The sequence below is a fragment of the Cupriavidus sp. 05T313 genome (assembly GCF_056396665.1).
The window spans coordinates 1-22,516 of sequence record NZ_JBFTLX010000051.1; the positions used below are offsets into that span (position 1 = coordinate 1).

General features: G+C 66.0%; 22 protein-coding genes. 9 read left to right on the forward strand and 13 right to left on the reverse strand.

Annotated elements, in window-relative coordinates; translation table 11 throughout:
* Nucleotides 1-155: 155 nt before the first annotated feature.
* Nucleotides 156-677 (reverse strand): hypothetical protein, encoded by a 522-nt coding sequence (locus tag AC1DKD_RS14315; protein WP_441631355.1) that lies wholly within the window; start codon nt 675-677, stop codon nt 156-158.
* A 420-nt stretch (nt 678-1,097) separates the two neighbouring features.
* On the opposite strand from AC1DKD_RS14315, the gene AC1DKD_RS14320 reads away from it, so the two are divergent.
* Together AC1DKD_RS14320 and AC1DKD_RS14325 are read left to right on the forward strand one after the other, a co-directional pair.
* Entirely contained in the window at nt 1,098-1,946 is an 849-nt protein-coding gene (locus AC1DKD_RS14320; RefSeq protein WP_045240097.1) for an IclR family transcriptional regulator domain-containing protein, read from the forward strand.
* 3 nt (nt 1,947-1,949) lie between these two features.
* On the forward strand, nt 1,950-3,047 hold the full coding sequence (locus AC1DKD_RS14325) for a diguanylate cyclase (RefSeq protein WP_477143384.1): 1,098 nt from the start codon (nt 1,950-1,952) through the stop codon (nt 3,045-3,047).
* Nucleotides 3,048-3,092: 45 nt separating this feature from the next.
* On the opposite strand, the gene AC1DKD_RS14330 is transcribed toward AC1DKD_RS14325, so the two are convergent.
* The 3 genes from AC1DKD_RS14330 to AC1DKD_RS14340 form a co-directional block, all read right to left on the reverse strand.
* Nucleotides 3,093-4,229: an NAD(P)/FAD-dependent oxidoreductase gene (locus AC1DKD_RS14330; RefSeq protein ID WP_441631360.1), complete on the reverse strand. Its 1,137-nt coding sequence runs from the start codon at nt 4,227-4,229 to the stop codon at nt 3,093-3,095.
* Between the two features lie 279 nt (nt 4,230-4,508).
* Complete coding sequence (locus AC1DKD_RS14335; protein ID WP_441631362.1) at nt 4,509-5,258, reverse strand: flagellar brake protein; 750 nt, start codon at nt 5,256-5,258, stop codon at nt 4,509-4,511.
* 279 nt (nt 5,259-5,537) lie between these two features.
* On the reverse strand, nt 5,538-6,500 hold the full coding sequence (locus AC1DKD_RS14340) for a LysR substrate-binding domain-containing protein (protein WP_441631364.1): 963 nt from the start codon (nt 6,498-6,500) through the stop codon (nt 5,538-5,540).
* Nucleotides 6,501-6,657: 157 nt separating this feature from the next.
* Between AC1DKD_RS14340 and AC1DKD_RS14345 the strand changes: the two genes are divergently transcribed.
* The gene (locus tag AC1DKD_RS14345; RefSeq protein ID WP_441631366.1) at nt 6,658-7,296 is read left to right on the forward strand and encodes a LysE family translocator; all 639 of its coding nucleotides are present in this window, start codon (nt 6,658-6,660) and stop codon (nt 7,294-7,296) included.
* A gap of 21 nt (nt 7,297-7,317) precedes the next feature.
* Here AC1DKD_RS14345 and thpR read toward each other — a convergent pair whose 3' ends face one another.
* From thpR to AC1DKD_RS14370, 5 genes are all read right to left on the reverse strand, one after another.
* On the reverse strand, nt 7,318-7,926 hold the full coding sequence (gene thpR, locus AC1DKD_RS14350; RefSeq protein WP_441631368.1) for an RNA 2',3'-cyclic phosphodiesterase: 609 nt from the start codon (nt 7,924-7,926) through the stop codon (nt 7,318-7,320).
* 47 nt (nt 7,927-7,973) lie between these two features.
* Nucleotides 7,974-8,510, reverse strand: coding sequence for a methylated-DNA--[protein]-cysteine S-methyltransferase (locus AC1DKD_RS14355; RefSeq protein WP_441631370.1), 537 nt, complete (start codon nt 8,508-8,510; stop codon nt 7,974-7,976).
* The gene (locus AC1DKD_RS14360; protein WP_441631436.1) at nt 8,507-9,979 is read right to left on the reverse strand and encodes an AlkA N-terminal domain-containing protein; all 1,473 of its coding nucleotides are present in this window, start codon (nt 9,977-9,979) and stop codon (nt 8,507-8,509) included. The genes AC1DKD_RS14355 and AC1DKD_RS14360 overlap by 4 nt, the downstream gene beginning before the upstream one ends.
* A gap of 323 nt (nt 9,980-10,302) precedes the next feature.
* Nucleotides 10,303-10,719, reverse strand: coding sequence for a hypothetical protein (locus tag AC1DKD_RS14365; RefSeq protein ID WP_441631372.1), 417 nt, complete (start codon nt 10,717-10,719; stop codon nt 10,303-10,305).
* Nucleotides 10,716-11,411: a hypothetical protein gene (locus AC1DKD_RS14370; protein WP_441631374.1), complete on the reverse strand. Its 696-nt coding sequence runs from the start codon at nt 11,409-11,411 to the stop codon at nt 10,716-10,718. The genes AC1DKD_RS14365 and AC1DKD_RS14370 overlap by 4 nt, the downstream gene beginning before the upstream one ends.
* Nucleotides 11,412-11,693: 282 nt before the next feature.
* On the opposite strand from AC1DKD_RS14370, the gene AC1DKD_RS14375 reads away from it, so the two are divergent.
* Nucleotides 11,694-11,993, forward strand: coding sequence for a hypothetical protein (locus tag AC1DKD_RS14375; protein ID WP_441631376.1), 300 nt, complete (start codon nt 11,694-11,696; stop codon nt 11,991-11,993).
* Between the two features lie 67 nt (nt 11,994-12,060).
* On the opposite strand, the gene AC1DKD_RS14380 is transcribed toward AC1DKD_RS14375, so the two are convergent.
* The 3 genes from AC1DKD_RS14380 to AC1DKD_RS14390 all read right to left on the reverse strand — a co-directional run bounded on the left by AC1DKD_RS14380 (nt 12,061) and on the right by AC1DKD_RS14390 (nt 14,356).
* Nucleotides 12,061-13,401 (reverse strand): cytochrome-c peroxidase, encoded by a 1,341-nt coding sequence (locus tag AC1DKD_RS14380; protein WP_441631378.1) that lies wholly within the window; start codon nt 13,399-13,401, stop codon nt 12,061-12,063.
* A gap of 25 nt (nt 13,402-13,426) precedes the next feature.
* Entirely contained in the window at nt 13,427-13,870 is a 444-nt protein-coding gene (locus tag AC1DKD_RS14385; RefSeq protein ID WP_441631380.1) for a FixH family protein, read from the reverse strand.
* Nucleotides 13,871-13,984: 114 nt separating this feature from the next.
* Nucleotides 13,985-14,356, reverse strand: a complete 372-nt coding sequence (locus tag AC1DKD_RS14390; protein WP_441631382.1) for a DUF3703 domain-containing protein — start codon at nt 14,354-14,356, stop codon at nt 13,985-13,987.
* 98 nt (nt 14,357-14,454) lie between these two features.
* On the opposite strand from AC1DKD_RS14390, the gene AC1DKD_RS14395 reads away from it, so the two are divergent.
* From AC1DKD_RS14395 to AC1DKD_RS14415, 5 genes are all read left to right on the forward strand, one after another.
* A complete protein-coding gene (locus AC1DKD_RS14395; RefSeq protein WP_441631384.1) occupies nt 14,455-15,282 on the forward strand; it encodes a helix-turn-helix domain-containing protein in 828 nt (275 codons plus the stop codon).
* A gap of 535 nt (nt 15,283-15,817) precedes the next feature.
* Entirely contained in the window at nt 15,818-16,114 is a 297-nt protein-coding gene (locus AC1DKD_RS14400) for a hypothetical protein (protein ID WP_441631386.1), read from the forward strand.
* A gap of 309 nt (nt 16,115-16,423) precedes the next feature.
* Nucleotides 16,424-19,282: a M16 family metallopeptidase gene (locus tag AC1DKD_RS14405; protein ID WP_441631388.1), complete on the forward strand. Its 2,859-nt coding sequence runs from the start codon at nt 16,424-16,426 to the stop codon at nt 19,280-19,282.
* 159 nt (nt 19,283-19,441) lie between these two features.
* Complete coding sequence (locus AC1DKD_RS14410) at nt 19,442-19,846, forward strand: hypothetical protein (protein ID WP_035874511.1); 405 nt, start codon at nt 19,442-19,444, stop codon at nt 19,844-19,846.
* A gap of 505 nt (nt 19,847-20,351) precedes the next feature.
* A complete protein-coding gene (locus AC1DKD_RS14415; protein ID WP_035874514.1) occupies nt 20,352-21,662 on the forward strand; it encodes an MFS family transporter in 1,311 nt (436 codons plus the stop codon).
* Nucleotides 21,663-21,691: 29 nt separating this feature from the next.
* Here the strand turns inward: AC1DKD_RS14415 and AC1DKD_RS14420 are convergent, their stop codons facing one another.
* Complete coding sequence (locus tag AC1DKD_RS14420) at nt 21,692-22,510, reverse strand: M78 family metallopeptidase domain-containing protein (protein WP_441631391.1); 819 nt, start codon at nt 22,508-22,510, stop codon at nt 21,692-21,694.
* Nucleotides 22,511-22,516 lie beyond the last annotated feature (6 nt).

Consider the following 22,516-nt stretch of genomic DNA (forward strand, 5'->3'; position numbering starts at 1 on the left):
GTGTCGCCCCATCCGGCGCGCCTTCTTTGCCTACTTTCTTGGCAAGACAAGAAAGTAGGTCGCCCCCCGCAGGGGGGTGAAACTGCCTTTGACTTTAAGCCTTTGCAGTTGAAGTTGAAGTTGAAGTTGAAGTTGACTCTGCAGTCAATCAGCCCCTACCGAGGCTTCCGAAACTCATCCTCAATCCAATCCCCCGCACTAGCCTTACTCAACTTAAATCCAGCCGACACCCGCACCTGCGCCAACTCATCCCCATTCTCATCAACAGCACTCAGCACCGCATAAGGATTATCCTCATCCGGCACGATATCCAGCGTCACACTGATCCGCGCAGCATCCGTATCCACAACCACACTCTTGTGCAACATGGCATGCAACTGCTGCTCATGCCGCCGCAGCACTTCGGAAGCCGTCTTGACCAGCGTCGAAAAGGCATTGGCATCGAGCGGCTTGGGGTTCTTCTTGTCGCGCCCCATGGTCCACGGCCCCACCAGAGCAGGCTCCGGCTCGCCATCCTTGATCATGGCAACAGCCCAACCCTCGTCATCCTCGTTCTTGATCACGCGGGCGGTCCATCCGTCGGCGCGCCACAGGCGCGGCTCCTGGATCTTGTCTGCGTTGTCCCCGCCGGCGTCGTGGTCATCGGTTTCGGGCGAAAGTTCGGGCTGATTGGTCATGGCTGGCTTCAATTCGGGGCTGCGCGGTGGACTGCGGGCGTCGCCCGGACCACGCAATGCCTGGCGGCGGGAGGACGGGACGGCGGCGGCAACAAGGACGCGATTTTACCCGTCCCGCCGTGGGGGCGGGCGCGGCATCCCGCCAGCCGCCTCGGGCGCGGCCATGACGGCACACCGATCCCCTCCGAAGTTGTATTTAATGTCTGTGTGCCACGTCCTATGCTGGAAGCGTCGCCAAGGCCCCCGTCTTGATGACGAACCCCTTCCGGTCGCCGCCAATTTTAGACGGCGACGTTTTTTTTGCCCGCCGGCCCCCTTCTCGCACCAAACCCGGGCTCGTGCCTGACAAAAGCGCTGGCCCGAGGCGCCCAGCCGGTTTAAGATGCGCGATTATCGAACAACCCGCGCGCACCCGCACACATGGACGCCCCCCCTCCTACCAGCCCTGGCCAGGCAACGGCCGCCACTGTCCGCGTCGCCCGGCCCCAGGCAGACCTGCTCAACAGCTTCTCCGGCGACCCGAACTTCATGCTATCGCTGGCACGCGGCCTGAGCGTGCTGGAGGCCTTCTCGGAGCGTAAGCGCCCGCTCACCATCTCCCAGGTGGCCCAACGCACCCAGCTTTCGCGGGCATCGGTCAGGCGCTGCCTGTACACGCTGGAACAGCTTGGCTACGTCAGCCAGCAAGCCGGCCAGTTCGCGCTGCGGCCCCGCGTGCTGCACCTGGGACACGCGTATTTCTCGTCGACCTCCCTGGTGTCGCTGGCCCAGCCCATCCTCGACAGCCTGAGCACGCGCATCCAGCAGACTTCGGCGCTCGCCATCCTGGACGACACCGACATCCTTTACCTGGTGCGCTCGGAAGTGCAGCGCGTGCTCACTTATTCGCTCGGCATGGGCAGCCGCCTGCCGGCCTACTGCACCTCGATCGGCCGCCTGCTGCTGGCCCACCTCGCCGAGCCGGCGCTGGAAGATTTCTTCGACCACGTCGATCTGCGCCCGCGCACGCTGCAGACCAAGATCTCGCGCCCCGAGCTGGAAATCAGTTTCGCGAAAGCGCGCGAGCTGGACTACGTGGTGATCGACGAAGAACTGGAACCTGGCCTGCGCGCCATCGCGGTGCCGGTGCGCGGCATCTCGGGGACCGTGATGGCCGGCATCAGCGTAAGCGTGCGCGCGGCGCAGGTATCGGAAGCCGAGATGATCTCCCGCCTGTTGCCGCCGATGCGTGAAGCCGCGGCGGCCATCGGCAAGCTGATCGCCGCCTGAGCCGTGGCGCCAGGCACCCCCAATCCGCAGGCGGGCAAGGGCATGCGCTTTGTCCGGCGCGTCTATGCCATGCGCGTCGTCGGCCTTGCCATCGGGTTCTTCGCGGTGGCGGCCGCCATGCTGGAAGCGGGAGTGCCGCGCTGGCTGCTGGCGCCGGTGTTCCTGCACGGCTTTGTCTGGCCGCACGTGGCGGCATGGTGGTCCAGGCACAGCGAGGTACCCTTCCTGGCGRAAATCCGCAACTTGATGATTGACGCGGCACTGGGCGGGGTGTGGGCGGCATGCATGAAATTCAACCTGCTGCCAAGCGTGCTGATCCTGTCGATGATGAGCATGAACAACGTGGCGGCAGGCGGCACCCGCCTGCTGCTGCGCGGCCTGGGCTGGCACCTGGCAGGCGCGCTGGCCGGGGTGCTGGCCTTCGGCGCGGCCTGGCATCCGGAGGCTGACCTCACCACCATCGTGGCCAGCCTGCCCATGCTGGTGCTCTACCCGCTGGCGCTGGGACGCACCACCTACAGCATCTCGCGCCGCCTGGCTGCGCACGGCAAGGCGGTCGAGGCCAGCAGCCGTCTCGACGGGCTCACCGGCGTGCTCAACCGCGGCTACTGGGAAGCCAAGCTGGCCGAGGAGTTCCAGGCCTGCAAGAACGGCCGCCGCCAGGCCGCCAGCCTGGTGCTGCTGGATATCGATCATTTCAAGCAACTCAACGACGCCCACGGCCACGTGGCCGGCGACGAAGCACTCAAGGCATTCGCCGCGCTGGTGGTGCAGCACACTGTGCAACTTCACCCCCCGGGCCGCGGCGAACCGCGCCAATGCCTGGTGGGGCGCTACGGCGGCGAGGAATTCGGCGTGCTGCTCAGCGGCGCGAGCCTGACGCAGGCCGTAGAGATGGCCGAGCGCCTGTCGCGCGCGCTGCAACCCGGCTCCGGCGCCAGCGCGGAGATCGCCGCGCTGCGGGGCCACACCGCCAGCCTGGGCGTGGCCGCGTTCGATACACGCATGCAAGGCCATCAGGAGTGGCTGACCCAAACGGACCGGGCGCTCTATGAAGCGAAGCGGGCCGGCCGCAACCGGATCCGCATCAGCGCGGCCTGAGCGCTGGATTGCCGCCGCGCCTGAGTGCCTGCGTGCTTCAGCGATTCAGCGCCGCAGCCGGCCGGGTCCGAGCATGGCTTCGGTCAGCCCGAAATCCGCGATGCGCTGCGGCAAGGGCTTGCCCTGTACCAGCGCGGCGCAGGCCTCGCCCATGGCGGCCGAGGTCTGGATGCCGTAGCCGCCTTGCGCGGCCACCCAGAAGAAACCTTCGGCCTGGCCGTCGAATCCGCCCACCAGGTCGCCGTCGGCGACGAACGAGCGCAAGCCCGCCCAGACGCGGGCCGGGCGGCGGATGGCGAGCGTGGTCATGTCTTCGATGTGATGGATGCCAAGGGCAATGTCCATCTCCTCGGCCTGCACATCGTGCGGCGGCACCGGATCGGCATTGGCGGGCGAGCCCAGCAGCATGCCGGCGTCGGGCTTGAGGTACCAGGTCTCGTCGAAGCAGACGAACATGGGCCAGTGCGCGATCTCCACGCCCTCGGGCGGTGCGAAGACAAAGGCCGAGCGCCGCTTGGGCGTGAGCCCCAGCGGCCTGACGCCAGCCAGCGCGGCCACCACGTCGCACCAGGCGCCGGCCGCATTGACCACCACCGGCGCGCGATAGGCGCGCCCGCCTGCCTGCACTTCCCACAAGCCCTGGTTGCGCGCGAGCGCCGTCACCTCCGCATCGCACACCAGGGTGCCGCCGCGCTGGCGCATGCCGCGCAGGTAGCCCTGGTGCAGGCTGTGCACGTCCATGTCGGCGGCATCGGGCTCCAGGACGGCGCCGAGCACCTTGCCGGCACGCAGCACCGGCACCAGGGCGCAGGTGGCGTCACGGTCCAGGCGCTGCGCGCGTGCGCCAAGCGCCGCCAGCGCCTCGAAATGCTGGTCGAGTTCGGCGGCCTCGCCCGGCTTGCCCACTGTCATGGCGCCGCGCGGGCTCAGGACGGGATGCTCGGCAAAACCGGCCGGCGGCGCGTCCATAAAGGCGCGGCTGGCCATGGTGAGCGCGCGTACCTGCGGCGTGCCATAGCTCTCCATGAACAGCGCGGCCGAACGGCCGGTGGAATGGTAGCCGGGATGCGCCTCGCGTTCGAGCACGATCACGCGCCCGGCCTGGGCCAGCCAGTAGGCCAGTGAGGCACCGGCAATGCCGCCGCCGATCACCAGGAAATCCGCGGAATCGTATGCTGTCATCGAAGCCCTCCTTCATCCATGCGTGCGCCGTTGCGGGAAGCCCCTCAGCGGCAGATCCGATGTCGGCAAGCGTAACCCAAATTTTGCGGATACGCAAAATTTAGCGAATCGGCGCAAAGCGGCGAACCCTGGCAGCCAGGCTGCCGGGCCGGAGACATGCCTGGAAGGAAAGACAAGAATCGGGAAGACGCCGGCGGGCAATGCCGGCATGGCGAGGCGAGGCAGCCGGCCGGCCGGCGCGCGCCGTCAGCGAACGGCGCTGCGTGCGGCCAGCGTCGTTCAACCCCGGCTGGCTAGTTCCAGCGCGAACACCAGGCGCTGCAGGAAGTTCTCCATGCGGCCATCGAGATTGGAGAAGGCACAGCCGAAGTGGTGGATGGCGCTGTCATTGTGCCCGGCGAGCCAGTGGCCCACCACTTGCAGGCTCAGGGTGAGCTTGCCCAGCGCGCCGAAATCCAGCTGCACGCCCGGGATCGTGGTGCCGACCGGCAACTTCGTGGCATCCACGGTCTTGGAGCGCAGGCCGACACCCGAAAGCGAGAGATCGGCAATATCGAGCGTGAGCACAGTGCCGTCGCTCATCTTGATTGTGCAGACGTAGCCCTTGGTCACCAGCGTGCGCGCACGGAAATGGCGGCGGCGCTGGAAGTGGTAGAGCTTCTCCGGGAACGGCGCGGAGAAGGCCGGGCCGCCCTTGAACTGGGTGGTTTCGGGGGTACCGATGATGAAGTTCACCGGCACGCCGCGCAGGGACGCCGAAAAGGCATTCTCGCTGGAAGCCAGCAACGCTTCGCGCTCGGGCTCGGTGCGGCACCAGTCGAAGACAAAAGTGCGGCTGGCCGGGTCCACATGCAGCACGGTGGTGACCATCTCGTGGGCGGTACGCGCACGCACGTTCAGGCTGCACTTCTGCCAGGCAAGGTCGCGCAGCACCGTGCCGATCTGCGAGGAATGGGTAAGGCGATAGCGGTCGTCTGGCAACGCGCCGGCGTCAAGCTCGGATTGCTCCGGGGAATCTTGGAGACTCATGAAAATCACGCAAACGTCTGAGAGAGGCCTGCGTCGCGCCAGACTGGCTTGCGACGGGGAATTCGGGCTGCCCGCTTACCGGGTTGCAATCGAAATACAACCGGGGTGCGAGCGGCCAGCGCCGCATGTTAAGCGCGGCGCCCGCCGCTGTGCAAGCTCTTGTTTGGACAACGGCGGAGTGTGGCAAAACTTGAGACAGACTTCCGTGGGGTAGCCCGCCCGGGCGGGTTTACGCATCGGCGATCCGCGCGGACTCGCCGGGCTTTGCCGGCCTGTGATCTAGGATGCCTTTGCACGCCGCCCCTGGTCCGTTGCGCTCTTGCCGCGGCGGCGGCCATTTGCCGTGCCCGCCTGCACGGCTGCCGTGGCCGGGTCCGCGCCGAGCGACGCTTGCGCCTCCTGGCACAGCCAGTCGCGGACTGCGCGGCGCCGCTCGTCGCGCTCGAACGCCACCGGCGAGAGCAGGTGGTAGGACGAGCCGTCGCGCACGAACCCACGCGGCGCGGCGATGCGGCCATCGGCCATCTCGTCAGCCACCATCAGGCGCGAGGCGATGGCGCAGCCAAGCCCGGCGGCGGCGGCCTGGATGGTCAGGTAGAAATGCTCGTACCAGGCATCCGCGCCAAAGCGCTGCGTACTGCCGGTGGCTCGGGCCCAGCGCTGCCAGGCATCGGGACGCGAGCGCGTGTGCAGGCGGGCGAGCGAACTCAAGGCCGGCGCCCGCGCCGCCGGGGTGCCGGCGCGGCACACCACGCCCACCCATTCCTCGGCAATCTTGCACACGTGCAGCTGCGTGCCGAAGTGGAAATCGTTGCGGCGCAGCGCAAGGTCCACGCCGCTGCGGGCGAAGTCGACCGCTCCCCCGGCGGCCATCAGATGCAGCGTCACGCCCGGATGCGCCTCGGCAAAGCGCGGCAGGCGGGGAATCAGCCAGCGCATGGCAATGGTGGGTTCGCACGACAGCACCAGCGCCTTGTGCTGCCCGTGCGCGCGGATGCGCTCGGCCGCCGTGGCCAGGACTTCCAGCGACTGCGTGGCGGCGGCATGCAGGATGCGTCCGGACTCGGTCAGGAAGACGGCCCGGTTGCGCCGCTCGAACAACGCCACGCCGAGCGCCTCCTCCAGCTGGCGAATCTGGCGGCTGACCGCCCCGTGGGTCAGGTGCAGTTCGTCGGCTGCCCGCATGAAGCTCTGGTGCCGCGCCGCCGCCTCGAAAAAACGTATCCCGCCCAGCCAGTGCATGATTGCCTTGATGTATCAGTTTTACTCACCGATTTGCACGAGTATAAATCGGTTGTGGCGCACCGCGTGGACTCTGAAAATAGCGACATTCCCATCCTGGTTTCAAACATGGGCCGCAAGATTCCCCGCCCATCTCCGTCAGAGATACTCACACGATATGCATCCCCTCACCGAACTCCTGGCCGTCGCCACCATCACCGTGCTGGCCGTCATCAGCCCCGGCCCCGACTTCGCCATGGTGATGCGCAACAGCTATCTGCATGGCCGCAGGGCCGGGCTGCTTTGCGCGCTCGGCATCGCGCTGGGCGTGCAAGTGCACGTCTTCTACACGATGTTCGGCGTGGCGCTGCTGATGGAGCACGCGCATGGCCTGCTGACCGTGGTCAAGATCCTCGGCGCCGCCTACCTGATCTGGATTGGCATCCAGACCTTGCGCAAGCGCGTGCCGGACGCCAGCGCGGCGCCGCTCGCGGCGGATGGGGGCATTGCTGCCCTGACCTCGTCCGGCGCGCTCAAGATGGGTTTTCTCACCAATGCGCTCAATCCCAAGACCACGCTGTTCGTCGTCAGCACCTATACGCAGGTGGTGAACACGCAAACGCCGCTGTCCGTGCAGTTCGGCTATGGCTTGTTCATGTCGCTGGCGCACCTGGTCTGGTTCGGGCTGATTGCGTGCTGCTTCACCACGCCCGCGCTGCGCACCGCGATGCTGAAGCGACAGCGTGTGCTGGACCGCGTGATTGGCTCGGCGCTGCTTGGGCTTGGCCTTGCGCTTGGCCTGAGCAACCTGGCGTGACGGCTTGAGCCGAATGCGCCATCAGCCTGCCGGCGGATCCTCGCTCGCATTCAGCGCATAGGCGCGCCGGCACACATGCTGCGCGCCACCGGGAAGGAGATGGCTTTGATACAGGATGAAGCGATCGACGTGGAACGGTTCGCACACCAGCCCGGACTGCGAGCCGCGCCATGCCTGCAGCGTGGCGTGCGCCACGGCGGGCGCGCAACGGGCCAGCGTGATATGCGGATGGAAGCGCGCCTGAGGCCTTGAGCCAGAGTCCGGCAACGCGTTGTTCTCATCGTGCCCGATACCCGTGTCGATACCGTTCCCGGCGAGCGCCCGCTCCACGCCCGCGTACAGATCATCCAGCGCCGCGTTGGACTCCAACCCCGCCCACAGCACGCTCGCGCGCCGGCCGCGAAAATAGCCTGCCTCTTTCACAGTGAGCGCAAAGGCCGCGCATGACACCGTCCCCAGCGCCTGCTCGATGCGCATCGCCGCGGCTTCGTCCTGCTCGCCGAGGAAATGCAGCGTGAGGTGGATCTGGTTCAGCGTCGCCGGCCGGATACCCGCCACGCGGGGCACGCGCGCGAGCAGCGCGCCGGCGAGCGCCTGCGGGACTTCGATTGCCACGAACAGGCGTGCCATCGGTATCCTCTCGCCAACTTGCGCGGCGGCGCCTGCGCCGTGCCCGCTCACGCAAACGCCAACGCTGACTGGCGCAGGATGGGCAGCGCCATTGCCGCGGCCGTGCCCTCCAGCCTGAGCAGCGCGCGCTTGCGGTCAGTGCCGCCGGCGTATCCGGTCAGGTCGCCGCTGGCGCCCAGCACCCGGTGGCAGGGCACGATCACCGACAAGGGGTTGCGCCCCACCGCGCCGCCTACCGCGCGCGCATGGGTCGGTGGGAGCCCGAGCCCGGCAGCGAGTTCGCCATAGGACGTGGTCTCGCCGAACGGGATCTCGCACAGCGCTTGCCAGACGCTGCGCTGGAAGGGGCTGCCGGCCAGCATCATGGGCACCGAGAAGGCCTGCAGGCGTTCGGCAAAATAATCGGCCAGCTCGTCGGCCGCCTGCTCGAAGACCGGCTTCGCGGCGGCGGGTACATCGGTATCCGGCGTGGCCGCCGCCGGGTAGTACTTCTGCCCGGCAAAGAACACGCCGCTCAAGCGCGCGCCATCGGCGCGCAGCAGGACTTCGCCCAGCGGGCTGGCGACGATACGGTATGCAATCATGGTGCGCCCCTTTCCTTGTCTTCTTGTCCCGGCTTGCTGTCTTCGTGGCGCCGCCACAGGTGGATGGCTGCGTAGGCACGCCACGGCGCCCACTGCGCGGCGTGCTGGCTCATGCCTCGCACGGTAGCGATGCCGAGCACCTTGCGCAAGACATAGTCGGTGCCCGGGAAGGCGTCCGGCCAGCCGAGCGCGCGCATGGCCACGTACTGCGCGGTCCAGTCGCCCACGCCGTCGATCGCACGCAGGCGCGCCAGCGTGTCTTCCGGCGCGGCGCTGGGTTCCAGCTTGAGCTCGCCAGTCGCCACGCGGCTGGCGATGGCGTGGATGGCCCGGCCCTTGCCCAGCGGGATGCCGATCTCGCGCAGGCTCTCCGGCGTCACCGCGGCAAGCGTGGCGGCGTCGGGAAAGGCAAGGCGCAGGGCAGGCGCCGGCTGCGCCAGCACGCGGCCATGGCGCTCGGCCAGCCGCGCCAGCAGGGTGCGGGCATGCTTCGCCGAAATCACCTGACCCACCACCGCGCGCACGGCGATCTCGAAACCATCCACCGCGCCGGGCAGGCGCATGCCGGGCACCCCGGCCGCCAGGGGCCCCAGGTGCTGATCGACCACATCGGGCCGGCAACCCAGGTCGCACAAACGCCGCACGCGCCCCAGCGCCTGCGGAATCACGTGCGCCAGCGAGCCCGACAAGGTGACCCTGATCACATGGCGGCGCTCCACATGCGCCAGCCGCAGCCAGCCGAGATGCGTGCGGCCCCCRCTGTCGATCGCCAGCGTGCGCGCATAGCTGCCATCGGCAAGCTGCTCGATGCCGTCCACCGCCCGCACCCCCAGGAACTGCAGGAAGGCCGCCCAGGCCATCGGCGGGCGGTATCCCAGCTCGAACACGAGTTCCTCGGCCACGCTGTCGGCGGCGCGCTTGCGCATCGCCAGCGGCGTGAGCCCGTAACGCGTCTTGAGCACGTCGTTGAAGCGCCGCACGCTGCCAAACCCGGCGGCGTGCGCCACATCGGTCACCGTCAGCGCGGTATCCGTCAGCAGGCGCTTGGCCAGCAGCAACCGCTGGGTCTGTGCGTACTCCAGCACCGAGACGCCGAACTGCGCATCGAACAGCCGGCGCAGGTGGCGCTCGGTGACGCCGATGCGCGCGGCCAGGGCGGCGACGCCGGCATCGGCCATGAAGCCATCGTCGATCAGCGTGGCCGCCGCCTGGGCCAGCCGTCCCGACAGATCAGCCAGACCGTGCCCCGGCGCCAGTTCGGGACGGCAGCGCAGGCAGGGGCGAAAGCCCTGCTTCTCGGCGGCCGCCGCGGTTTCGTAGAAGGAGCAGTTCTCGCGCTTGGGTGTACGCACGGCGCACACCGGCCGGCAGTAGACGCCGGTGGACGACACGCCCACGAAAAAGCGCCCGTCGAAGCGGCGGTCGTGCGAGGCAACGGCCTTGTAGCAGGTGTCCGGATCGAGTTTCATAGCCAGCATGCTACTCCGTTGCGAGGGCGGTACTAGCTGGATTCGGACATTTGCCTGGACGGCGTGTATTGACCTGCCGCGCCTCAAGCGATGTGGATCAGGCGTGAGGTGGCGCTGGCTCGGAGGGGCCTCGGTGAAATGGAAAAATATCGCTTGCTATGTCGCGCTGTTGAAACAGGGCGGGAGTATTGTTGCTGGTCAGCCAAGAATCAATCCACAGGTCAACATGACTTCCGGTGCATGGCGGTTCTAAACTCGATACACAACATACAGTATCGACATCAGTGCCGGCATCGCGGCAATCAAGGTTAGCATCTTCGCTTTCATTTTGAAGGAATCAGGTATCGACCATTCCATGCCAGCTTGCAATCGAGTTGGCGGCGGAGCGCGAACCATCCTCGGCCAAGAATGGCTTTGTTCACTATGGGAGACGCGCGGCGATCCACTCCGACACGAAGACTCCCCCCCGCCGAACAGCGCGAACCCGATGCAGTAGGAACTGAGAATGCGCCAGCGGACCGCCGGACCATAGCCACCAGCACAAACACCAACCCCACCAGCAGCGGCACGGCAGCCAGAAGGAATGCCACCGCGGCATAGACGACGAGGGCGCCCGTAGTCACCTGCTGCCGAGTTATCGGTGTCAGCATGGTGGCCACCGCAAAGGCGAACCCATCCAGGGCGAGAAGCACGGCGATGCAGTCAACGATGCGCACCACGGCCCTTTTGCGCGTCGTCATTCAAGGCCCTCCGCCGCAACGCGCTCGGCAAGTGCCGCCCATCGTTTCGGGCTGTCTCGCACAACATGGGCATAGTAGAAGTGCCCCTCGCCCTTGCCGGCGAGCATCTGCATATTTAGCATCGGTGCCGATTCGACCAGCGCGCGCCAGGGCATTCCGGCGTAGATCGGGTCTCCGAGCTGCTTCAAATCGATAACCACGATCTTGCGGATGTTCTCGTGGCTGCGCAGGTGCGCAAGGAATCCCGCCTCAATCGGCGAGCCCACCAATACCAAATGGTCGATCACGTGGCCGGCGCGGGCATATGACCATGCGGTTTGCGCGGCCAGGAGAGAGCCGTAGCTGTAACCGATCAGGTTGAACTGCGGCGCCTCCGCCGCCATGCGCCCCGTAATCGTCCACTCGCTGTCGTCGCGTGAGCGGATCAGCATTCCCGAATGGATGGCATCAAGCAACGTGCCAGCGAACTCGTATCCATCTGGCATGGCCGCTCTGGCGGTATGGGTCAGTCCAGCGAAGCAGTGCGCAATCCCCGCCTTCCGGAACGCATCGAGCAGCGGCTGAACATATCCGCCGTCCAGCCCGGCACCGCCCCAATACAGGGTGCCGCGCGGCGGCGGCAAATCGACCTTGGCCGGCGCCCGGTCCTCGACGGGCGCATGTTGCACCTTAACTGTCTTGATCGGCTGCATCAGGCACCCTCCCCGAAGATCCCGGCCCGGACCTGGCAATCGTGCCGGTGCTGTTGCAAGCTTCGCAGTAAGCCTGGCCTGCATCAGGCAGGGTCTTCCCCCCGCGCTCCAGCGCGTCGCCAACGCAGGCAGTGCTTCGCTTCATGGTTGGGCCGCCCAACTGCAGATGGGCTGTTTGTCTTCCTGCATACGATCTCCGTCAGGATGGGCTATGTGCGCAAATTCGCCCTCCATTTGCACGTAATTCCTCATGGAAATCAATCAGACAAGTCCTAAAATGCAATGCATATTTTTGCGAAGATTCCGCAGCAAAATACGGATTCGTCCGATTCCAATCCGCTCGTCCGCAAGCTACTCTTTCCAGCCGTCGCCGTTGCGACGACTTGCCGCATTTACGTGGCCGCGACGGAACGTGGATTTCGTGACCTCCGCCTCAATGCCCTGCGCGCGGCGAAGGTAGCGGTTCGCAGGCATGGAGCCAGCACGCTGCCGATGGACGCATTCCGCTTCGCCCAGGAGTACCTGTATCAGTACGCAAATCAATGCGTTGCCCGCGAGGGTATGGTCGCGCGCCATGGCTGAGGGGTGAACCTGCGTCCATCTTCCCCAGTGCAACGCGGCTGAAATGATAGGGCAACCCTCTCGGTTCTTAGCGAGAAGAACGCTCCATGACGGGACCCGACAGGGTCCGCAGGAACGCGACAACATCGCGCATCTCCTCCTCCGTCAAGCGGATGGGCTTGCGCTCGGCGTGCCCCGTGCCACCATGTGCCAGCTCGGAATGACCGACAGCCGCTGCCGGCGAACGCACGTAGTGCCTTACTACCTCTTCCAGGGTCGCGAGCTGGCCCGCGTGCATGTACGGAGCCCGTAGTGCCACGTTGCGCAAGCTCGGGGTCTTGAAGGCGCCTTCCATGCCCGGTTCGCCGGTGGCCATGAAGCGCAGCTCTTGGCAGACTTGCGGTGGCGCGTCGCTGTAGCGGCTCAGGCAATTGAACTCGTCCGCCAAGACCTTGGCTGTGGCGGGAGCGCGGCCACTGTCCGGGCGTGCTGGCTCTCTGGGCGGGACGCCCGTGTTGTGGAAGGCCTGGTCCGTCAGGAGCGGGCCGTTGTGGCACGTCGCGCATTGAGCCTTGCCGATGAACAGACGAAGGCCATTGACCTCTTGGGTCGATAACGTTTTCTGGCCCGCGCGGTCACCTATGAGAACCGCGTCAACGTACCGGTCGAAGCGGGACTCACCGTAGGTCACTGTCCGTTCGTAGGCCGCGATGGCTTTGCCGAGATTGGCGAAGACGCGGTTGACGGCATCGCGTTGCTCGTTCGTCAGCCGAGACCAGGCGCGCTTCTCGTCGGCGCCGCCCAGGGGGCTCGCGTCGGCCGGCAGATCCTGCAGGTTCGGGAGGGCGCCAAACAGCGACTCATACTCCCGCTGGTAGTGCGTCCGCACGACCCGGGCGAACTGGACGCGGTTGCCGCCGTGCTCAACAGCATCCTCTAAGGGACCCAACGCTTGAGACCACTGGCTGTCCTTGCGACCGTCCCAAAACAAGAACGGGCTGTGCGCCGTCGCCACGATTGGCATGGTCCGGCGTTTCCCGACTCCGATACCCCTTCCGAGAGGCAGTCCGTCCTGGAACTGGCGGTCGGGCGCATGGCAACTGGCGCACGACACCGCCCCGTTGCGAGATAGGCGTGCATCCGCGAACAGCCGCCTGCCGAGCGCGACTGCTTCTGGCTTGTCCGCCACGGCGTTCGACGGGTCGGGCGGCGGTGCGGGAAGCTTGTTAAGGCGCGTTGAGGATAGGACGGCCCGTTCCTCCTGCGACCACGAGGCGGCGCCGTCCATGGCGTCGCCGGCACGTCCGAAGCCGGTAAGCAAGGCAAGCGGGGCCAGGACCACGGCCACAGCGGCGAGTGCGCCCGTCAGCCTTCCGCGCTTGCTCGCCTGCCGTGACGCAGGCAGCTTGGATTTGTGGAGCTGGCTCATTAAACTGTCTCCCTGACCAAGACGCTTAGCGCTGAATCCCCGAGTCCCCGACGATGACGTTGAACACGGCTCCGTCGGTCACATCCCCGGCCTGAATTGCCAGGCGCATGTCCCACCAGCCGGTCATGCTGAACTTCATGCCTTCGAGTGCGTAGACGCCAGGCGCTACCTCGCGTGTGATGCGAGGCTTGGTAGGGAAGCCGTGGCCGTGCTGCGGCATGCCCCCGTCGAAGCCAATCACGGCTCGCGACACAGGTTTTCCATCGGGTGTCTCCAGGTGCACCTGCCATGCGTGCATCTGGTTGATAGCTGGCCCCGAAGCCGGAGGGTCCATGCGGACAACGAACTGGCCTTGGGAACTAGGATGCTGCAGGGAAAGGTCAAGGTTCGCCGGCGGTGTGCCGCAGGCGGCGGTGAGAAGGGAGAAGGCGACTGCTGCGAGCGCGGTCGGCGCGGAGAGTTTGAACATGGTTGGGTCCTTTTTTCCGATGACGATGGAATGAGCTAAGTCCGGGTGCCCTAATGAGGCACCTAAAGAAGTTGTCGGGAATCCGGGGGCGCCGTCGATGGCGCGTCGTGGCCGCTAGTGCACTGAGCGAGCGGCGTCGATGAGCTGCTGCAGGTCTGCCGGAACCGGCATGGGCTTGAAGCCGCTGACTTTGGCACCGCCGGTATTACCGATGGGCACCCAACCCGGCCAGGTTTTCAATGCCGCGGCAACGATTCGCCAGGTCTGGCCGAAAGCTTCGCCCGCAATGTTCTGGCGGAGCGCCCAGCGGAACATCGCACAGTGGGTGCGCACGTGTTCCACAGTGGATTCCTGCCCAAGGATGTGGGCGCGCTCGAGATGCGTGAACGCCAAGATTGACTCGCCCCGAGCTTCGTGCGCCGCTGCGGCATCGAGCTCGGCCTGGACGTGGGGGCGAATTTGAAAGGCGAAGGTAGAGCGGTACATCGTGGGTGTCCGGGATGGGCTGCTAATATGCGAGCCATTGTCGGGGCCGCGCACGGAATGAACTTGAACGAAACGGCTGAGTTGAGGGGGGGCGCATCGTGACAGCACTGCAGGGCGATTCCGCGCAACCGTCCATCGCGCACGGTCGTTTCTCGGCCGTCACATCCACGGGTCGCAGCTACTTATGGCAAGGCGGCATTCTCTGGATAGGCGAAGGTCAGGGCAGAACGCAATGGCATGGGCACCATGCCCATCAACTCGTCATCGCGTTGCGCGGTAGCTTCCGCTTTCGCACCACGGCTGATGGTGCCTGGACTGACTACGAGGCCGCCATCGTCCCCAGTGAATGCACGCACCAGTTCGAAGTTGTTGGCGCCGCTACCATGGCCCATCTCTTCGTGGAACCCGAAACCAGCGCCGGGCGCGCACTCACGGCACGCTTCGGTTCGAATGCCGTCGCTGAACTCCCGGCCGCAGGTGCCCGCGCGGCTGCCAGGTTGCTGTCCGAGGCTTTGCAGTCGAGCCAGTTGGCCAAAGACATGGTCGAGGCAGCAACGTTGGCCGTTGCAGAGTTGTGTGGGACCGCGACGAGGCCGGACAAGGACATGGACCCGCGCCTTAGCCGGGCCCTGGACTATATCCGGTCGAACATTCGAAATCCCCTCTCATTAAATGACGTGGCCTCGGTGGTCGCCCTGTCGGAGAGTCGTTTTCGGCATCTGTTCGTCGCCGGGACCGGGAGCTCGTTCAGAGCGTATCTCCTATGGCTGCGCATCAATCTGGCCGTCGAGGCGGTCATGTCGGGCGCATCCTGGACCGAAGCTGCGCATGAGGCAGGATTTGCGGACTCGGCTCACCTTACTCGCACGCACAAGCGCATGTTCGGCATCGAACCGACGGCACTGCGCCCTCAGGCGCCCGGTTGAGGTGCTGGAATGCCGATGCTTCAAAAGGTGCGCAGAACGCTTGGCCGGGGCTGAGTCCCACATCACCGACGGGAAAGCATGCTTGCTCGGCTGGACGGCCGGCAGGATCGATCTGGTGCCGGTGGTGGTTTGATGGCGTAGCGGGCGTGACTTTTTGTTGCGGCCGGGTTGGGCCGCATTGCCCCACGCTATACTTCGCTCGTCGCTGCAACCACAGCGGCCGGGTTTAGCAGCCCGGATGACAGAGGCGGACAGCCGCCACCAGGCGGCGTTTTTGCGTCCGTCGTGCCTCTGCACGTCCTTATGGGCGGGCCTAGGCGGGGGAGCCTTCGGGCTCGCCGGATCTCTGTCCCGGTCTGCTAACCTCGCCTTGCGCCCGCCCACCCCGATTAGCAGCAGGGAGCGGAGTCAAAATACGCTGACAGAGGAGGCACTCCCATGCCCCAGTCTTCGCTCGCCCGTTCCGGGCAAATCGCATCCCCCAAGCTCCCCCTAATCTGCCAGCGCCTGCGCGCATCCCGACGGAGGGCACTCGATGCATAACTACTACCCGCGCTACAACATCACCGCCCAACGCGCGGGCCGCGATACCTTCCTGACCGCGCATGCCCCATCCGAAAGCCCGCTAAGCCTCGCCGCCGAAAAGACCGCGCAGCTCAATGCGTTGTTGTCGGTTGCCATCGAGAACGCGGCGGGCGGCACCTTCTGCAACCTCACCGAAGAGACCCAGGGCCATCTGCTTTCGCTGGTGACCGTGCTTGCGCACGAAACGCTGGTGTTGAGCGAACTGGCCGCGTTGGATGAGCAGGAGGGCGAGAGCGACGATGGATGATGCCGGTGCGCTGCCGGTCTGTTGACGGGGACCGGCCGGAGCAGCAATCCGCTGGCATCTTGTCTTGATGTCCTGAACCTGAATTCAACGAATTTTGATTCAGGACACCCGGTGCCCTGCCGCGGCTTGAAGCATGCGGAATATTCCCAAATTCACTGCGAACCGGCTGAAAAGCGCTGCGCCATGCCGCTACGGGCCTGGCAAGAGCTAGAATCAGCCATCGGGCCGACCTTACCGCTGCCTTGCCGCGCCCCGCAGAATCGCACAGATCTCCGCGACAAGGGAGCCAATCCACACCTCGAATTCCGCATGCGTCTCACGTTCAAGTGCCTTTCCTGCCTGCTGGCCCTGACTTTCAGCGTACCCGTACCTGCCGCCGCCCCGGCAGTCCCGGCGACCGCAGCAGGTGCCAGGCTGTCTTCCGCCGCGCCGGTCGAAGTGGCCAGCGTGGAGGGCATTACCGAGTACCGGCTCCCCAACGGCCTGCGCATACTGCTGGCGCCCGACGCGGCGCAGCCAGTCACCACCGTGAACATGACTTACCTCGTCGGCAGCCGCCATGAGAACTATGGCGAGACCGGCATGGCGCACTTGCTCGAGCACCTGCTGTTCAAGGGCACGCCAGCGCTGCCGGGCAACACCATCGCGCAGGAACTCACGCGCCGCGGCATGCAGTTCAACGGCACGACTGCCTTCGACCGCACCAACTACTACGAGAGCTTCACCGCCAGCGATGAGAATCTCGACTGGGCGCTGAAGATGGAAGCGGACCGCATGGTCAACAGCTTCGTCGCCCGCGAGGCCCTCGACAGCGAGATGACGGTGGTGCGCAATGAGATGGAGCGCGCCGAGAACAACCCCGGCAGCGTGCTGATGCAGCAGATGCGCTCGGCCGCCTATCGCTGGCACAACTATGGCAAGGCGCCGATCGGCGCGCGCAGCGACGTGGAGCATGTCGCCATCGGCAACCTGCAGGACTTCTACCGCCGCTATTACCAGCCCGACAACGCGGTGCTGGTGGTGGCCGGCAAGTTCGACGTAGCCGCCACGCTGGCGCGCATCGGCACGCACTTCGGCGCGATCCCGCGCCCGGCGCGCACGCTGCCGGCGCAGTACACCGTGGAGCCGCCGCAGGAAGGCGCGCGCGAGATCACGCTGCGCCGCGTCGGTGACTCGCAAGTGGTGGCCGTGCAGTACCACATTGCCCCCGGCGCCCATCCGGATGCGGTGGCCATGCAGTTGCTGGCGGACATCCTCTCGGATGGCTCCGGCGGCCGCCTGTACAAGGCGCTGGTGGAAAGCGGCAAGGCCAGCTGGCAGTTCGGCTCGGTATCGTCAATGAAGGATCCCGGCTCGGTCCTGTTCGGCGCCGGGCTGAGCAAGTCGAAGGATCTCGAAGTGGCGCGGCAGACGCTGGTGGCGCAGGTCGAGGGCTTCGCCGAGCGGCCGGTCACCGAGGTGGAACTGGAGCGTGCCCGCACCCGCATGCTCAACGGCTACGAGCGCCTGCTGGAAAACCCCTCCGGCTATGCCGTGGCCCTGTCCGAGGCGATTGCCAAGGGCGACTGGCGCCTGCTGCTGATCGCGCGCCAGCAGGCCGAGCGCGTGACGCTGGCCGACCTGCAGCGGGTGGCGCAGAACTACCTGCGCGCCAGCAACCGCACGCTGGGACGCTTCGTGCCGCTCGACATGCCCGGGGACAAGCCAGCCGAGACGCCTGCGTCGGCCAGCGTGCCCGCCGCTCCGGATATCGCCGCGCTGGTGGCCGCCTACCAGGCCAAGCCAGCCAAGGCCGCGGTGCCGGCGTTCGACCCGAGCCCGGACAATATCGAGGCCCATACGCTGCGCGGCAAGCTGGCCAACGGCATGCAGTTCGCCTTGCTGCCCAAGCCCAGCCGCGGGCAGACCGTCAATGGCATGCTGATCCTGCGCATGGGCGACGTGAACAGCCTGCAGGGCCTGGACGCGGCCGGCAGCCTGACCGCCGCCATGCTGATGCGCGGCACCCTTCGCCTGGAACGGCAGCAGATCGCCGACCGGCTGAATGCGCTCAGGGCAGTGGTGTCGATCCAGGGCGACGCCGAATCGGTCAACGTTCGTTTCGAGGCGCGGCGGGAAACACTTGCCGAGACGCTGGCGCTGCTGCGCGAGATCTTGCGCGAACCCAGCCTGCCAGCCGCCGAGTTCGAGACGCTGCGTGCCAACGCCATTGCCGGCGTCGAAAGCGGGCTGAGCCAGCCCGAAACGGTTGCATCGAATGCGCTCGGCCGCCACAGCAATCCCTACGAGCTGGGGGACCCGCGTTATGTGCCCACGACGCAAGAGAATATTGCAGCACTCAGACAGCTGCGGCTGGCCGACTTGCGCTACTTTCACACGCGCTTCTATGGCGCCAGCCACGGACAGGCGGTGCTGGTCGGGGACTTCGACCGCGAGGCGGCTCAGGCGCAGCTGGCTACCCTGTTCGGCGACTGGGAGGCGCAGGCGCCCTATGCGCGTGTCGACCGCCCCTTCGTACCGCTCGCGCCCGCCCGCCTGACCCGGGAGACACCTGGTAAGGCCAATGCCATCTACCTGGCCGCCCTGCCGATCGAGCTGACCAGCAATTCCCCGGATTATCCGGCCCTGGTCATTGCCAATCGCGTGTTCGGCGGCAACGCGCTCAAGGGCCGGCTTGCGGATCGGCTACGCCAACGCGACGGCATCAGTTACAGTGTCGGCAGTTTCGTGCAAGTGGGCGCGCTCGACACCAACGGCAGGTTTGGCATGCAAGCGCTTTATGCGCCGCAGAACCTGGATAGACTCAAGCGCGGCGTCGAAGAGGAAATGTCCCGCCTTACGGATACCGGGATTACGCCGGAGGAGTTGGCGCAAGCCAGGAGCGGCCTGCTGCAGCTAGGCACGCTTTCCCGCACCAGCGATTCGGCACTGGCCGGCGCGCTGGCCAACCAGCTATTCCTGGGGCGCACGATGCGCTTTGTCACGGAATATGAGCAAGCTATCGCCACGGCGACCGTCGAACAGGTCAACGCGGTAATCCGCAGGTACCTGGACCCGGCGCGGGTGGTGCATGTCTATGCGGGCGATTTTTCTGTCACGGCAGCGCAAAATGCCGGAGCGACCATAAAGGCGGATAGTGCGGCCACCGAGACCACACCCGCCCCCTAAAAGGGCCAGACTGGAGGAAAATAGCGGTACCGCGGGGCGGCGGAAGACGCCGCCGGCGCGGTAGCCCAAGAGTAGTCCAAAGGGCCGGGGGGCAACCCCTTGCCGCAATGACGCGTTGACTGTATATTCGTACAGTATAAGACGATATAAGAGGTGTGGATGTCAATAGTGCGAGCTAGCAGCAAAGCAGAAGCGCTTCGGCTTCTCGCATCGAAAGATGTGCTGGCGCTTGAGCTGGACTATGAAACCGGATGGCAGGACGCCGTCGAACTCGGCCGGCTCGGAGAAAAGCGCGGCATCAAAGTGCAATACCGCGGACAGGAAAGCATTGCTGTCCATTCGCGCGAAGCCCTGATCGAGGGCCTGGCCAAAACCAAGACCACCTTCCGGCAGCGCAACCTGTATTGCCAGTTCGATCTCGGCACGCTGGCCGATCATGAACTGCTTGATCTCGAAGCCAAGGCGACCCGACTGGGCGACTACATCCTGGCAGGTCATCTGCTAAGGGATGTGGACGGAGTCTGGCCGCAAGAAGCACAAGAAACGCAAGAACCCACGCAATAAGGCGGCAAGTGGTAGCAAGAGGCGCTATCCACGTCGAAAACAGCCGTCCAGGCCAGGCGCCTCGCAACTGAAGCGGCTTAGCGGCGCTTGCCCAGCCGCGCGATGCGGCCAGCATCGTTTATGTGCGGCGATGCTCCCCGCGCACCGGACGCCTCCCGGTCCAATCCAGGCGATACGCCGTTCTTCACAGGCATCGCACCCCTCCCCCGGCTCCCTCCACGCTTGGCCCCAGGCCGGTTGCGGATCGGCCGTCACGGACTGGGTTGCTGCGCACTCGGGCCAGCGAAAGCTTCAACCGCCTGCACGCCAGGCAATTGGTGTAACTGCCCAGCGTGCGGCAGGTCTTTGACTTCCTGATGCTCAGGCAGGTGCTGTCCACCACGCAGTTCCCGGCCTGACGGCGGCCCGGCAGTTCGGCGCAAGCGCACTACACTGGAATCCTGCGTGCCGATCTCGCACCACGGCTCTTCACGTGGGGCGGCATGCCGAAAGGAAGAGACAAATCATGACTGACCTGTCCGCCCCCCTTCTCGACGCACCGCCGAGCGCCGAGGAAAAGCGCAAGCGCATTTACGCCATCGTCGCCGCCTCATCCGGCAATCTCGTCGAGTGGTTCGACTTCTACGTCTACGCGTTCTGCGCCATTTATTTCGCGGGATCCTTCTTCCCCAAATCCGACCCGACGGCGCAGCTGCTGAATACCGCGGGCGTGTTTGCCGCGGGTTTCCTGATGCGGCCGATCGGCGGGTGGCTTTTTGGCCGTATCGCGGACAGGCATGGCCGCAAGAACTCGCTGCTGATCTCGGTGACGATGATGTGCTGCGGCTCGCTGATGATCGCCAGCCTGCCCACCTACAACAGCATCGGAGCCTGGGCGCCCGCGCTCCTGCTGATGGCACGGCTGTTGCAGGGGCTCTCGGTGGGCGGCGAGTACGGGACCACCGCCACATATATGAGCGAGGTGGCGCTCAAGGGCCAGCGCGGTTTTTTCTCGTCGTTCCAGTACGTCACGCTGATCGGCGGCCAGTTGCTGGCGGTGCTCGTGGTGGTGGTGCTGCAGCAGTTTCTCGACGAGCAGGAACTCAAGGCCTGGGGCTGGCGCATTCCGTTCGTGATCGGCGCCGTCACGGCAGTGGTGGCGCTCTTCCTGCGCCGCACCCTGCACGAAACCACCTCTGCCGCCACCCGCGCGAGCAAGGAGGCCGGCACCCTGACCGAGCTGTTCCGCAATCACAAGGCGGCCTTCTTCACGGTGCTCGGCTACACCGCGGGCGGCTCGCTGATCTTCTACACGTTCACCACGTATATGCAGAAGTACCTGGTGAACAGCGCCGGCATGTCGATCAAGACCGCCAGCTACGTGATGACCGGCTGCCTGTTTTTCTACATGTGCATGCAGCCGTTGTTCGGCGCGCTCTCCGACCGCATCGGGCGGCGCAACAATATGCTGCTGTTCGGCGCGCTGGGAGCGCTGGCTACCGTACCGATCCTCACGGCGCTGGGCGGCGTCCACAGTCCCTTCGTCGCCTTCGTGCTGATTTCCCTGGCGCTGGCCATCGTCAGCCTGTACACGTCCATCAGCGGCATCGTCAAGGCCGAGATGTTCCCGACGGAGATCCGGGCGCTGGGCGTGGGCCTGGCCTATGCCGTGGCGAACGCGGTCTTCGGCGGCTCCGCCGAATACGTCGCGCTGGACCTGAAATCCCTGGGCCACGAATCGAGCTTCTACTGGTACGTGACGGTGATGATGGTGATCGTGTTCATGGTCAGCTTCCGCCTGCCGCGGCAGGCCAAGTACCTGCATCACGAACACTGACGCCGGCGCCCGGCCGGGGGTGGCCTGGGTTAGCGGGGAAAGGCTGCGCACTGGTACGCGCCGGTCCGCGCAGCAAGATGCCTGGGGCCCACGGCCAGCTCGATGCTGGCGCCGTCGTCGAGCCGCAACGTCTGTGGCGCCGCGCGCAAGCCCTTCGCGCCGTCGAGGCCCTCGCCCCACAGCCCGAATGCCGTCTCGCTGGCCCAGGTGCCGAGCGTGATACCGTCGCGCCGCAAGGTCAGCCGGGCCCTGCGGGAGGTATAGGACAACCAGCGCCGCGCCACATGATGCACCGGCAGGCAGAGACGTTCGGCCAGCCCGGCCAGCACATCCAGGTCCACCGCGCCGGGCAATGCCAGGCGGAAGGCATTGAGCGGCATCAGCAACCGGCTCGCAAAGGCGTAGGCCAGGCCGCCAGCGGAGTCATCTTCCGGCATGACCATCACGTCGGCGTTCGCGCACTCCACGTAGTCCATCTCGCTGCCGCCAAGAAGCTGGCGGCCCAGCAGGTAAGCGATCATGAAACGCACATCCGACGCTGCCAGGCGATCGCTGTGGAGGATGGTCCACGCGCCGGTGCCGGTGCGGTAGAGCGCGCCGTCGAAGCTTTGCAGGCGAGCCGGCTGGACCGAGGTCACCGGATCGGCACGGCCCAGCGCGCCGGCCGCGTCCAGCGCCAGGCGGATACAGTCCAGCGGCGCGCCTGACCCACGCGCGGCGCCGGCCATCAGGGCTTCGATAATCGGGTAGCACGGTGCGCCATCGGTCCACGTGCCGTTGCCGGACGAGTGCGGCCGGCGCAGGTGGTCAGTACTGGGAACGGGAAAATTGAAAGCGGCAATTGCCATCGGGGC